This is a genomic window from Shewanella sp. Actino-trap-3, assembly GCF_002836275.1.
In the GTDB taxonomy this organism is placed as follows: Bacteria; Pseudomonadota; Gammaproteobacteria; order Enterobacterales; family Shewanellaceae; genus Shewanella; species Shewanella psychromarinicola.
Genome location: NZ_PJCE01000001.1, coordinates 3,116,579 through 3,130,732 on the forward strand (window position 1 = coordinate 3,116,579; position 14,154 = coordinate 3,130,732).

Sequence of the window (14,154 nt, forward strand, 5' to 3'; positions counted from 1 at the left end):
AAAAATATTATTACAAACAGATAATAGATAACAATATAGAAGCAGTACATTAATTTATAAAAACTAATAACTAAAAATCTAATAACCAAGAAACTAATATCTAAAAATCTAATATCTAATAAGCTAATAAGCTAATAAGCTAATAAGCTATTAACTAGAAATCTAATAAGCCAATTAGTTAATAAATAAATAAGAAGAGCCCGAATTCAGATAATAACTGCGACACTCATAGACTAGGTTAGAAGAAGCCAACTGCTGAAAGTGGTAGGCTTTATCTCGCCAAAGAAAAAAGAGTATCACTATGAGTTATCAGCAGTTGACTGAGGGTAGAAGATATCAGATATCAGATTTCAGTCCTTTTAGACCAAGGCATTTCAATTGCCTTGATTGCAAAAACCATCAATTGTCATCGCGCTACTGTCTATCGAGAACTAAAGCGTTGTAATGGCCAGTTGGGTTATTGTCCTGACCATGCTCAAACCAATGCCTGTGATATGCGACATCATTCAGCCAAATATACGATACCCGATACAAGGGTAAGCACTGTCCGCTTCCTATTAAAACATGACTGGGGTCCAGAGCAGATTTCACAGATGTGGTCTGGAATGGACCAAGCCGTCAGTCATGAATGGATTTATCGGTTTGTGGCAAGGAATAAGCATCAAGGTGGCAAGCTATACCGTCATCTACGTCAAGGGTATAAACGCTATCGCAGAGGCAAAAAAGAGAAGGCTCCAGTGATTAAAAATGGCATTCCTATCGAATCTGTCGATACCCCCGACCGTTTCGGTGATTGGGGAAATCGATACCGTATTAGGCAAGCATGGCACAGGTTCAATAGTGACGATACTGGAGCGGAAAACCCGTTTTTACTTGATAAAGAAAGTGGCCTCAACATCTGCTGAGGATGTGACTAAAGCCACGATTGAATTATTAATGCCGTACAAGCAGCATGTGCACACAATAACAGCCGATAATGGTCGCGAGTTTGCTCATCACCAAGCCATTGCCAAAGCGTTAGACGCAGAGTTTTATTTCGCTCACCCATACAGCTCTTGGGAGCGTGGCGCCAATGAGAACGCCAATGGCCGGTTAAGACAATATGTAAAAAAAGGGATCGACTTGAGGACAGTAAGCGATGACATCATCTTGTTTGCGCAGAACAGGATTAACTATCGGCCCAAGAAATGTTTGAAGTTTAAGCCGTCAGCGGTTGTTTTTAAACAATTAGCGGCTTAATTTGCCGAGTGTCGCACTTCGGAGTTGAATTCGGGACTAATAAACTAATAAATAAGAAGGGTAATTCTATTAATCATTAAAAATATAAAAGCCACATATTAATCACTTAATATGTGGCTTATTAAACTAATATGAATTTAAATTAGTTTATCCTTTATGCTTGTCAAACTTGAAAGTATGACAGTTGCTGCATAATGGTTCTTTAGGTGTATGTTCACCATGGCACTCTTGGCAAGGTACTTCTTTACCATAGTGAAGATTGTTATGTGGGTTTTGCCACTTGTCTTCTTCACTTCTAGCCGTCTGCTTTGCTAAGTCATCAACATCATGACACTGCAAACAGGATTCATCAGATGGGAACTGCTTTATGCCATTGTCATGACAAGCTTTACAGTCATTACCGATTACGTCTTTGTGGTAGTCACGGATCTCTGCTGACTGTACTGATAAACTGGTTAGCCCAAGTAGTACCAGCCCAAGTATAATATTAAAGTTTTTCATTAATGATTCCTCTTGTTCACGGGTCTAGTTAAACTTTCATAAGACTTCTAGCGGCCGTCATGCCCATCACCATACATTCTGGGATAGAACAACTACCTAAACGGCTAACGCCATGAATACCACCGCAAACTTCACCCGCGGCATAAAGACCCGGAATAGACTTACCAGTAAAGCTATCTGCCACTTCGGCTTTAGTATTTACTTTTACACCACCTTGACAGTAATGTACTTTTGGCCATAAACGCACGACAGTAAAGGGTGCTTCAATATATTTGCCAGCCGCCTTAGTCATGTTTTTACCAAACTGCTTATCTTCGCCAGTTTTAACATAGCCGTTGTATTCAGCAATTTGTGCTTTTAAGCCAGCTAAAGGCACACCAAAGTGTGTTGCTAACTCTTCAACTGAATCAAACTTCCAACCGACATTGTATTTAATAACTTTTTCGGTATTTGGATGTGCTTTAGAATCTTTAAAACTGGTGATCAAAAGCGGTGGTACAGGATTGCCTTTTTCATCACGATTTTCTAATTCAGCATCGGCACGTGTTTTACGATCCGCAATTTCATTCATGAAACGCTTACCGGTTGTACGGCTAACCGCCATTGAATGAGGCAAGTTGAAGATAGAATAGTTAGACACATAACCAAAGCCACCTTCATCAGGTGAAGCCCAAGGGCCTGATTGGATATAAGCCAAATGCGTAGGGATAGCACCCAAACGGAACATTTCATACATGCCCTCGCCTGTTGCACCTGGTGCATTAGTACAACCAACGTCTGCCGTTAAGGTTGGATCTTGCGCCATACGTAAATCTACGTTTTGCGCAAAGCCACCAGTGGCCATAATCACACCACGTTTGGCGCGAATATTGAGAACTTTACCTGGTTGGTCTTCACCAAAGTGGTAATTGGTACGCATCTTAACACCAACAACTTCGCCTTTAGCACCGACGAGGAACCCTTCAAATTTTGAACGGTTGTGGGTATTAACCCCAATGCGTTTACATTCTTTAAACAATGGCTGGGTGATACCTGCTCCACAACTCACCGTAGTTTGGTAAGTACGTGCAACCGAATGACCGCCTAATTGTTGTAAGTAAGGGTGGAATTCAGAACCTGCGTCTAACGTCATTTGCAACGCTTCAACCGCATGAGATGCAACATGACGTAATAAACCCTCATCAGCAACACCACGGCCAGACAATAGTTGGTCATTGACCATTCTGTCTACCGAATCTTCAACACCTTCTGTCTTTTGCATCGGTGTTCCTGGTGCAGCAAAAAGCCCACCATTAATAGCTGAGTTTCCGCCAAAATATGACATCTTCTCAAACATATGAATGTCTTTTGCACCTTTTCTAGTGGCTTCGATTGCGGCAGCTAAGCCCGCAAATCCAGAACCAATAATGACAATCTCAACTTCTTTGTCCCATTTTACACCATCAGCTTTCTCAGACACTGCCATTGCGGGTGCTACCATCGCTGCACCAGCAGCAATACCTAGACCTGCAATAAACTTACGGCGCCCTAATAGATCTATATTGCTCATAGGTTATCACCCCTTTTTGTAATTGACGGTTTATCATATCCTTGGAATTGATTCCAAAACGGGAACTATTGTTAATGTTTGGTGAAAAAAACCGCGAATGTGAACTAATCAATTGTAGGTAGGGGTTTTAGTAACATTTGTAACAGCACATAGATTTTGGACTGTAATCCAAACTGTGAATCATCTTACTATCAGATTTTTAACATATTAACCTATAACATTATCGACTGAGGTTAACCTTAACCTAAGTAACACTTTAGGACTATGTTGAGTGCTTATTCTATTGGCTTCGGAGAGGCGCTATCAACATATTGAGTTAAAATATGACGGTTTATCAAACGGTTTCCACTTTATTAAAAGCCATCACCACAGCCTATCACGTAAGTCAAAATGGGCTTACACGGTATGCTACTGTTTAAGATTGGCCATCGTCGCCAGCGGATCCAATCAATCTTGCGTTACGATGCTGTTTGCTCATTTAGGCCATTAAGATATAAATAACCTCATTCCAGGATAATAAACGTTTATCAAATAGGACAAGTATTCTGCTTTGGGTTAATTTATCCCATCCCCCAAAACCGAGTTGAGATTAAATAAATAACGCCTTTTCGCCGCATCAACTTGTGCTGATGCGGCTTTAAAAAGACTATTTACCCCTGATTTCCCTCGCATAAATTACGCCCAGCGGCATAACAACTTGGCTGACGAGGACATACTGCGCCACGCGAGCAAATTAACTGCGCATCTTTTTTTATCCCGCGCTCAATCCAGTTAATATTGAGGATTTTAGCCACACTGTTGAGATCTTTTTGGATGTGTTTGGGGATAATGATTGAACCACCGCCCGCGGCACAAGCTTGTTTAAGATCGTAAGCAATCGACTGCGCATCTTTTCCTTGCGCCTCAATGGCTGGGTTTAAATCTATGCCAGCACATAGAACATGCGGATTACCCGCAGAGTCGTCGACCTTAATCGATTCACAGCAATAAATCCGCGGTTCATTGCCGACATTTAAAATCGATATTTGCGCAGAGGTGCCTTCTACCGGTTCGTTGATCATTCTAAACACAGCCCAATGCTGGCAAGGGTCTTCAACCAAGCGCATGTTACCCCAAGGCAGAGGGATACCATTACCGCGGTAAACCGCTTTTAACTTACCCGGCGCATAGGCATCAAAATAATGCCAATGTGGATAAGGTGACACCACCGTCATACGACGCATGGCGACAGAAGCGGATACCTGCAATTGTTTATGCACGCTAATCTCATAGCCATGACGGTCGAGTAACTGCCGATATGGCACTTTAGGACACAATAAGGCGCCGGCAAAAAAGCTTGATTCAAAATCGCGCCACGCATGCAAAATATCTTGTGCATTCAGAGTATTAGATTGTGGTATAAGCGCATCATCAAAGTCATCACGGCGACCCGACATCATCACACTCTTTAAGCCATCTTTATTGTGTAACACACAATGACCTATGTGCACCGCCAAATCATACTTCAACCTACTGGGTCTATTTTTCAGAATATTACTGATATAAATGGTACCGGGCGGTTCAAAAAATGACGTCACCAACTGCTTAGAACTTATGCCCATTTCGTTGATGACTTCTTTAGGAACACGGTCAATCCATTTAATTTTTAAGCCCATGCCTTTAGCAATATCAATAATATCTTCGGTGGCCAGCGGCATACGTTTTAAGCCGACTTCCTCGGCGGCGCGCTCTAAATCAGGGAAATGATTTTGATGATGTTCTTGGTGGGCGCGAATAAGCAAATGGGCAAATTGACGGCCACTGGTGCCGGTTTGCGACAACATTTCAGGGATAGCAATTTGTAAGATGTCATTAGAAAACAAAAAGCTTGGCTCAAGTGGCATACCACTGACTCCGCCTTTACTACCCTTTTCGGGGGTAATCGCTTCATCTTCTGGTACGTCATCAAGAAACCAGCCCACATCTTTCTGGAAAACAACTGCTATTACCGCCAGCATATCGGCGCTTGGTACCCGCTTCCCGCGCTCGATCATTGACAAATATGACACTGATGGCGAATTACTTGAGTCAACACGCACACAACGAGCAGACAAGTCTTCCATGGTTAAGTTGTTGCGCTTACGCAAGTTTCTTATCTTTGTGCCCAAAAAATGGGTCTTTCGCATTAAGCTTTTATCATTTCTCATTTTGTATAATTCACACTGTAAAATTTTTATTGTGAAATTGTTTGTAAAAATAGCATAGACTAAAAATCAAGCTGCTAACAGAGCTTAATGATAAACAATAATTAGAAAGGTTTTCTGACCTACAACAATACGAAGAGGAATAAGGCGATGAATATGTCTACTCAAGCAAGCAATACAGCCACCCAAAACCTTAACCGCTTCATTGGTGAGCAATTTGTGGCAACGACCAATCAACAGGATCGCAGCACAAACGCAAAAGACTTTTTGGATACACATTGTCCATTAGCCAATGGCTCACACCAAGACGTCAGCAGCTATGTTGTTTATTACAATCACTTATTGGCGTTTTTAAAAGATGGTTCACAGTGTGGTTTACAAAATCCATGTCAATTTGTTGCATTGACCGGCCACAAAAGTGACCCCACCTCTGTGGTATTGAAAAATAACGATACCCATGTTGAGATTTGTTTCGACCGCCAAGGAAAAATGGGCACCACAGACCAAGCCAATATCGAAGATATTCAGGTTGCGATTCCAATTAAGAATTTGCCAACGCCATACAAGCAATGGATTAGCTTAATCCACACAGGCTGTCAGCCTACTGAAGGTAGCTGTAAGGTATTTACTGCTAAAGATGGTAGCGACTACGCACTACATCAGCGTTAATGGCTTATTGCGATAACACTGCGACCATTTAGCAAAAAAGGCTTGTCCCATTAATAATGCGACAAGCCTTTTTGTTGGGTAACCATTTTGCTGCGTAGCATCCCATAATGTCGGCACGCCTTTATGCCGTCATACTGAGATTATGGCCAAAAGAATCGTGATGCTTGCGAGATCTGGTTAGCAGGTTCCGTTGGCGTTGGATTTTCCAAGCTTTGAATTTGGGTCACCTTAAATTGCAGCGTTTGTTGGGTGCTATCACTCGCTCGGTTACTTAAGCGGCCACTGACGGTCAACGGATAATTTAGTTGTTCTGCCGGTTTTATCACAATCAAGCTGTCGGTGATTATTTGCAATGCTTGCCCTTGTGGATCCTTGCTGCTGATACTAATTTGATAGAAAGCCATTTGTTGAGTTTTATTGCGAATTTTAAGTTGATAGCTATTTTCAACCTTATCGACACCCACTTGACGATACAAGGTTTGACGGTCACGGATCACATTGAGCTCAATATCCTTTAAATTGCTTAAATCGCCAATAATCAGTGCAACCATGATCAATAATGCACTGGCGTAACCCAGAGATTTTAGCGATAACAGGCTGGCTTTGGGTTGTCCTTTTAAGGCATTTTCGCTGGTAAAGCTTATTAAATTGGGTGCATAGCCAAACTTTTCCATGGTCTGATTACAGGCATCAACACAGGCACCGCAGTTAATACATTCGTATTGTAAGCCGTTACGAATATCAATCCCAGTTGGGCAGACATCAACACACAAATTACAGTCTACACAGTCACCTAGCTCAGTTTTTTGTGAACGTTTACGGGGTCCACGAGACTCGCCTCGCTGCGCATTATAGCTCACCGTTTTAGTATTGGCGTCAAACATCACCGCTTGAAAACGCGAGTAAGGACAACAATGTAAACACATCATTTCACGCATCCAGCCGGCATTTACATAAGTGCATATGGCAAAAAACCACACCCAGGTGCCAGTCCAAAAACCACTACTCATGCTAAAAATATCAACATACAACTCGCGTGCAGGCATAAAGTATCCGATAAACCCGCAGCCAGTTAGCAAGGCGAACACTATCCACACCCCATGCTTCGTCACTCGTTTACGCACTTTACTTAATGACCATGGGGCTTTATCTAACGCCTCACGATGATGGTGATTGCCCTCTATTTTGGCTTCAACCCACATGTAAATAAAGGTCCACGCGGTTTGCGGGCACAAAAAGCCACACCACACTCGGCCCCAGTAAACCGTGACAAAAAATAATGCAAAAGCAGCGGCCATAAAAAACCACGCTAATACGGTAAAATCTTGTGGCCATAGGGTGATATTGAAGAAAAAGAATTGCTGTTCGGTGACATCAAACAGAATGGCTTGTCGGCCTTGGTAGTTGATAAATGGGATCAGGAAAAAAATCGCAATCAGTAAAGTATTGCTGTGCTGACGCAGCCGTTGAAATACGCCCTTCTGTTCTCGAACCTGAATTTTTGTCGACGGCGTAGCAATTTGCACCACTGGGATCCGCTGTGAAACGGCAGCGTTATCAACTGGCACTGTCGCTGCCGGAGTTTGAGATGATGATTTGGGCATAAATGTATTCCTATAACACAATATTGCCCTGTTATAGCAAAGATTAAGCCAACTTAAACATTGATATAATCACTTGATTTTAAACAATTAAAATAAAAAATTATAAAATAATGTCACGACATATCACTTTTTACGTGATATATCGTGACCCAGTAAAACCAATGATAAAAATTAGCGCGTAATGGCTAACTTTTTCATCCGAGATCGTAAGGTACTCGCCGGCATATCTAGCATTGCAGCAGCGCCATACGGACCAGAAATACGCCAATGGCTAGCATTTAAAACCGCAATAATATGCGCAGCTTCGGCTTGTGCCATGGTTAACGTGCTGGTAGCTAATGGAGTGGCAACCACTAAAGGTAAAGTATTAAACAGTAAATGGCCGCTTTGCGATAAAATCATTTCTCGCTCAATCAGGTTTTGCAACTCTCGCACGTTACCAGGCCAAGCATATTGTTGTAAATTCTTCAGCCCTTTGGCGCTCACTTTAGTGATTTTTTTACCGAGCTTTTTACTCATTGATTCGACTAAATCACTGACCAATGGTGGAATATCTTCGCGGCGTTCTCGTAAAGGAGGCACGGTAATTGGAAATACGTTCAAGCGGTAATATAAGTCCATGCGAAACAAGCCTTGCTCTACTCGCGCGGCTAAATCGTGATGAGTAGCAGCAACTAAGCGAATATTGACCTTAATGGTTTCACTACTGCCAACGCGCTCGAAGCTTTGCTCTTGGATCACCCGCAACAATTTAGATTGTGCCGATAAACTCAGCTCGGCAATTTCATCTAAAAACAAGGTGCCATTATGGGCTAATTCAAATCGGCCTTTGCGACGCGCTGTGGCGCCAGTAAATGCGCCTTTTTCATGACCAAACAACTCACTTTCTAGCAATGCCGTCGAAAATGCGGCGCAGTTTACACTTACCATAGGTTGGTCTTTGCGATGGCTTAATCGGTGTAAGTTACGCGCAACTAGCTCTTTGCCAGTGCCGTTTTCACCACAGATTAAGACCGTACTGTCGGTATTAGCGACCAAGTGGATCTGTTGCATGAGCTGATTGATAGGTTGGCTGTTACCCGATATTCCTGACGCGCCTTGCTGGCCTTGTAGCTCAGTGAGTAAGTATTGATTTTCTGATGCTAACCGTTCTGACAAGGCCTGCACTTGTGCCAAGGCTTGTCTTAACGATTGCTCGGTATGTTTTTGCATACTCACATCACGAAATATCGCAATAACACCGACGAGTTGTTGCTGATCATATACTGGGGTTGAGCTGTAATACACCGGAAAGCTGCTGCCATCTTTACGCCAAAATACATCTTCGTTCACTTGCCGAGGGATGGCATCATGTAAGGTACGATAAATGGGGCAGTCATGTTGAGGATAATGACTACCATCGGCATGACTATGATGATGGCAGTCGTGAATATTTCTGCCAATTAATTCGGCACTTTTCCAGCCCGTCATTTGCTCTGCTGCGGGATTAATAAATACTGCATTACCCGCTAAATCAAAACCATATACGCCCTCTGTCATGGCATTAAGCAACAGAGTATTTTCAGGAAGAAAATGCTCGGAGCCACTATACTCAGTGGTTGTAGAGTCAGCCATAGTCAATCTTAAGGTTACTAATGCATGGACTCATTATAACCATCGTAAAATATAAGTCGCGAAATATCGCGGCTTATATTCCCATAACAATAATCACTTGTTATCGTGATATCCATGACTCATCCAGATAATAACAATCTCATTTTTTAACAAAAATCCTTCACCACCAGTAAAGTAATGAGCTGATTTAAGCACTTTTTACGTTAACGTCGTACTTAATAACATTGTAACTTGACGTCGTATCTCAACGTCGTCAGCTCACAAGCCTAGCAGCCTCTGTCGTTAATACTAATTAGTGATGATCTGTGACTTTTGCGTTTGTGTCATATCGATCATCATCTGGCTGGCGATTGAAAAAATACAGTAACCTAAAAAATAATAGAAACCAATTTCAAACTGGGACTGAGTCTTGAGCGTGTCACCCATGCCGGCTGACGCATTACCTGCCATGTAAGCCACAATAATGGCTACGACAAATACATCGGCCATAGACCACTTGCCGATAACACTTATCATTGTTCGAAGCCGTTGTTTTATTGAAGGTGCCACTGGCAGCAGTAAAATTAGCATGGTGATTAACTTAATGGTAGGGATCACAATACTGAATAACCCGACTAATATGGCAACGACAAAGTTATGTGATTGATATAGCGCCGTAATGATATCGATGATACTGCGGCTATTACGAAAGACCTCTACCTCACCTTGAAGCGTATCCAACCCAAACAGACTCGCAGCGACATCTAAGATCCCGCGGGTATTAGCACGAGAATCTTCTGTTAGATCTTGGGTTAACATATCTTTGCCCGTATCGACTAACTGTGATTTTTCAATAGTGCCCGTCATCGTTAGCATGGGCTCGGTCACCCCCGGGATCAGCAGGATTAACGATATGAGTACTAAACTGATGGATAGATACACTTTCATGGATACCTCGAGTGATAATTTTTGATAGCGATGAGCCAGCATAGTGAAACAAATTGTCGTGTTTTGCCGTGAAGATGATAACGTGTTTGCGATCCTTGTAGCTTATGATGCCATATTGGTCATGTTATTAACCATTACGCGACACTCTTAATAATGAGACAAATACATGCAAAGGATCCAATTTACGACATGTTTGCTCTGGTTAAGTTATTTTTTTTCAGCCCCCCTCACTGCGGCGACCTTAACCGTCAATGTTAACGATACTCAAGGCAATATGCTCAGCGATAGCGTGATAGAGCTGATCCCCACCACGCCTCCTGAAGCAAGGGTATCGACCTTAGCACATTATGAAATGCGTCAACAAAATAGAATATTCTCCCCTTTTGTCTTGGCTGTGCCACAAGGAGCAAAAGTTGATTTTCCTAATTTAGATCGCACTCGGCACCATGTTTACTCATTTTCTGACGCTAAACAATTTGAACTAAAATTGTCTATTGGCGCTACCGGGGATCCTATCGTCTTTAATAAAGCGGGATTAGTTATCATCGGCTGTAATATCCATGACGATATACAGGCATTTATTTACGTCTCAAAAAGTGCTTATTTCTCGGTAAGTAATGAAGAGGGTCAAATGCAGTTAACTGATTTACCTACCGGTGAATATCAAGTCAATATCTGGCATCCTTGGCAAGTTAACATTCAGCAACCGACTTCACTCACCCTTAATGATGGTGACAATAAATTAACAATTCGCATCAATATTGACCACCAAGATAAACCATCGTCGCCACCTAGCGGCTTTGTTACTGACCATTATCCAAGCGATACCACGGGACAACATGCCAACTAGTTTTCGCAACCGACTAATTATTGCCTTCCTGTTTATTTTAACCCTAACGCAATTAACCACTGCAGTGTTTGTGTTAAGTGCAACTCAACGTGATTATCGTCAGCAACAAACTCAAAATCTTAAGATTGGATCAAATGTTTTTGTTGATATGCTGTCTAACCGGAGCGAGCAGCTTAACCAAAGTTTGTCACTGCTCAGTGCTGATTTTGATTTTAAACGCGCGGTAGCCACTGGTGAGCAAGACACAATATCTTCCGTTTTATCTAACCATGGCAGACGCATTAATGCCGACGCAGCTATTTTGCTATCGCCGCAGGGAAAATTACTGTCATCAAGCTTGCAAGGTCTGACTAAATTTAATGTCGATGAGCTATTTGCATTAACCAAAAACCGCTTAACGACTTTCGACATTGTTAATTATGACCACAGCAGCTACCAATTTGTGTTGCAGCCAGTCAAAGCGCCAACATTAATCGCTTGGGTTGGAATGGGTTTTTCGATGGATAAAAACGTCGCAGACCAAGCCAAAGCCATTACTGGAATTGATATCAGTTTTATCAACCAGTCAGCCGGCAGAATTAACATCGTCTCGACCCTACCTGAAGCTCAGCAACAAGATGTTTTAACGCGTATTAGCCAGCTTGCAAAAACGGTTGATGAGGTCAGTGATGACATATTATCAGGCTACCTATCCACCACCATTGCGTTAGATAACAATAGCGGACATCAATTAGCGCTGTTACATCAGTCAAATGCTAAGTGGCAGCAAAATTACGATGCCCTGCGTAATAACATGCTAATCGTGTTTGCGATAACCTGTTTATTGGCGTTTATGATTGCAGCTTGGTTTGCTGGAGGGTTAACTAAACCCATTTATGCGTTAGTTAATTTTGCCAGAAAAGTCGGTCAAGGCGAGGATCCTCGGCCCATTGAAGTTGCCCCGGCTGAATTACAAGTGTTAGCCAACACCTTATCGATAATGCGTAAAAATATTGAGTCGCGCGAAAACGATTTAGTTTATCAATCACAGCACGATAATCTCACCGGTTTATATAATCGCGTGGCCGCTAAACAACAACTCAGCCTACTGCTCAGTAAAATACATGGCAGTTTAGTCATGATAGACATTAAAAACTTTCGTCACTTAAACAACATCATTGGATTTGCTAATGCCGACGATCTGCTGGTGTTGTTTGCCAGTCGCTTAGAAAGCTTATCCCCTAACGCTCAGTTAATATCGCGCTTAGATGGCGACTCGTTTTTGTTGCTATTCCAACCGAGTATTCCTCTTGAAAAGCTTGATAACTATTTACGTCAATTAACCAACCCGTTTGCGATTCAGGGGGCAAAAATAAGTGTCAATGTGCGGGTAGGGATTGTTGATTTATCCAGTGACTATGACAGTAATGATATTGATACTTTAATTCGCCATGCCGAAATTGCATTAAACCAAGCTCGAGTTGAATCACTAGGCATTGCAACATATCAACAAGGTGAGGATGAACGCTATCTGCGTGAGTTAATGATCATCCGTGATTTACCGATTGCATTAATCCAAGGACAACTGCATTTGGTTTTTCAACCTAAAGTGGATATTCAGACCAATCATTGCCATAGTGCGGAAACCCTGATCCGCTGGCATCACCCTGAATTGGGATTTATCCCGCCTGATGAGTTCATTCGCTTAGCCGAAAATTCAGGTAATATCTCGATGATCAGCGACTGGGTGCTAACGACCACCATTAAACAGCTAGCCCTATGGCAGCAACAAGGTATTTCACTCACGGTGGCGATTAATTTATCAGCCCACGATCTCACTAATCCTCAGCTACCACTGGACATTGAACAGTTACTTATAAGCAATAACTTACCCATTACCGCCCTGTCGATAGAGATAACTGAAGGCGCTGTGATGAAAGATGCACAAACGGTGATTGCCGTTCTACAGCAATTTAGAAATATCGGTTTGGCGATTGCCATCGACGACTTTGGCACTGGACACTCTTCATTAGCCTACTTAAAGTTACTCCCCGTTAATGAAGTAAAAATCGATCGCAGTTTTATCAAAGATATTCATACTGATGCAACGGACTTAATGATTGTCGACACCAGCATTAGACTGATTAAGGGACTTAATTTATCCGTCGTAGCTGAAGGCGTTGAATCGGTAGAAGGGATCAATATTCTGCGCGAACTTAATTGCGATATAATACAGGGTTATGTGTATTCTAAGCCGTTAAAAGCAGAGGATTTTATTGTGTGGTTCCAACAGTTTAATCAATCCAATATTCACCATCCCAGTAAGGATACGCTGCGCTAATGTACCAATTAATATGCATTGTGTTATCGGTGCTATTAAGCCTCATAGCCACTTCAGCTCAAGCTGACACGAGCAAAATAATCGCTACTGGCGGCGCGACAACCATTGAAGGTCGTGCTGGGGTGAATAGTTCCTTGGGCAGTCATTAATGGCTATGCAAGCTCGGAAGAATGGTCTTTAGCCGCGATGAACACTACTCTCTATGTTGACGACTTTACCTTGCATTCTATTGGGGCGTCCATAAGCATTGATAATCGCGTTGAACTCAATATAGCCAAACCAACAACCCTTTATCAGCAACGGGGAAGAGATAAAGGGATCAGTATGATTACCGATGGTTTTCTCGCCAATTTATCCCAAGACAAACGCATTTTGCATCACTTTGAACAAACTGATATCAATATTTTTCGCCAACGTGTTATTGAACATTGGTGTGTGATCAGTGGCAGTGAATGTGTATATGAAGGTGCATCTATGTACGATGCGCACATAGGTTTTCACATTAGCCAAGCTGACTTTGATGCTGTTGTCGGTCATTTAATTGAAGCACTCAAACAACAGCATATCCCTTTAGCCACACGTAATGCGTTACTTGCTAAGTTAGCACCAATGTATCAACAGATTATTGATCATTAATCGTGTCTAACACCGTTTGATATAACATAGTTGGAGTATGCTGACTTTTACCTATTTACCCC

Annotated in this window: 11 protein-coding genes and 1 pseudogene; 6 read left to right on the forward strand and 6 right to left on the reverse strand. The window is 42.2% G+C overall.

The annotated features are described in order from the left end of the window. The first annotated feature begins 301 nt into the window (after positions 1 to 301). Positions 302 to 1,239, forward strand: a pseudogene (locus CXF80_RS13335) (IS30 family transposase). A gap of 147 nt (positions 1,240 to 1,386) precedes the next feature. Here the strand turns inward: CXF80_RS13335 and CXF80_RS13340 are convergent. The 3 genes from CXF80_RS13340 to CXF80_RS13350 all read right to left on the reverse strand — a co-directional run bounded on the left by CXF80_RS13340 (position 1,387) and on the right by CXF80_RS13350 (position 5,475). Further along, positions 1,387 to 1,740: a cytochrome c3 family protein gene (locus tag CXF80_RS13340; RefSeq protein ID WP_101033318.1), complete on the reverse strand. Its 354-nt coding sequence runs from the start codon at positions 1,738 to 1,740 to the stop codon at positions 1,387 to 1,389. 28 nt (positions 1,741 to 1,768) lie between these two features. Beyond that, on the reverse strand, positions 1,769 to 3,289 hold the full coding sequence (locus CXF80_RS13345) for a flavocytochrome c (protein WP_101033319.1): 1,521 nt from the start codon (positions 3,287 to 3,289) through the stop codon (positions 1,769 to 1,771). Between the two features lie 650 nt (positions 3,290 to 3,939). Then, positions 3,940 to 5,475, reverse strand: a complete 1,536-nt coding sequence (locus CXF80_RS13350) for a DUF3612 domain-containing protein (protein ID WP_101033320.1) — start codon at positions 5,473 to 5,475, stop codon at positions 3,940 to 3,942. 153 nt (positions 5,476 to 5,628) lie between these two features. Between CXF80_RS13350 and CXF80_RS13355 the strand changes: the two genes are divergently transcribed. Further along, positions 5,629 to 6,141: a malate synthase gene (locus CXF80_RS13355; RefSeq protein WP_157822232.1), complete on the forward strand. Its 513-nt coding sequence runs from the start codon at positions 5,629 to 5,631 to the stop codon at positions 6,139 to 6,141. 140 nt (positions 6,142 to 6,281) lie between these two features. On the opposite strand, the gene ccoG is transcribed toward CXF80_RS13355, so the two are convergent. The 3 genes from ccoG to CXF80_RS13370 form a co-directional block, all read right to left on the reverse strand. Continuing rightward, the gene (ccoG, locus tag CXF80_RS13360; protein ID WP_101033322.1) at positions 6,282 to 7,745 is read right to left on the reverse strand and encodes a cytochrome c oxidase accessory protein CcoG; all 1,464 of its coding nucleotides are present in this window, start codon (positions 7,743 to 7,745) and stop codon (positions 6,282 to 6,284) included. Between the two features lie 171 nt (positions 7,746 to 7,916). After that, a complete protein-coding gene (locus CXF80_RS13365) occupies positions 7,917 to 9,359 on the reverse strand; it encodes a sigma-54 interaction domain-containing protein (protein WP_101033323.1) in 1,443 nt (480 codons plus the stop codon). Between the two features lie 288 nt (positions 9,360 to 9,647). Further along, positions 9,648 to 10,286, reverse strand: a complete 639-nt coding sequence (locus tag CXF80_RS13370; RefSeq protein ID WP_164839417.1) for a paraquat-inducible protein A — start codon at positions 10,284 to 10,286, stop codon at positions 9,648 to 9,650. 166 nt (positions 10,287 to 10,452) lie between these two features. Between CXF80_RS13370 and CXF80_RS13375 the strand changes: the two genes are divergently transcribed. From CXF80_RS13375 to CXF80_RS13385, 4 genes are read left to right on the forward strand one after another with little or no spacing between them, the layout of a single operon-like run. After that, positions 10,453 to 11,136, forward strand: a complete 684-nt coding sequence (locus CXF80_RS13375; protein WP_101033324.1) for a methylamine utilization protein — start codon at positions 10,453 to 10,455, stop codon at positions 11,134 to 11,136. Further along, entirely contained in the window at positions 11,126 to 13,456 is a 2,331-nt protein-coding gene (locus CXF80_RS13380) for a putative bifunctional diguanylate cyclase/phosphodiesterase (protein WP_101033325.1), read from the forward strand. Before CXF80_RS13375 ends, CXF80_RS13380 begins: the two co-directional genes overlap by 11 nt. Continuing rightward, on the forward strand, positions 13,456 to 13,605 hold the full coding sequence (locus tag CXF80_RS20510) for a hypothetical protein (protein WP_157822233.1): 150 nt from the start codon (positions 13,456 to 13,458) through the stop codon (positions 13,603 to 13,605). Before CXF80_RS13380 ends, CXF80_RS20510 begins: the two co-directional genes overlap by 1 nt. A gap of 37 nt (positions 13,606 to 13,642) precedes the next feature. Then, the gene (locus tag CXF80_RS13385) at positions 13,643 to 14,092 is read left to right on the forward strand and encodes a group I truncated hemoglobin (protein WP_232772106.1); all 450 of its coding nucleotides are present in this window, start codon (positions 13,643 to 13,645) and stop codon (positions 14,090 to 14,092) included. Positions 14,093 to 14,154: the final 62 nt, after the last annotated feature.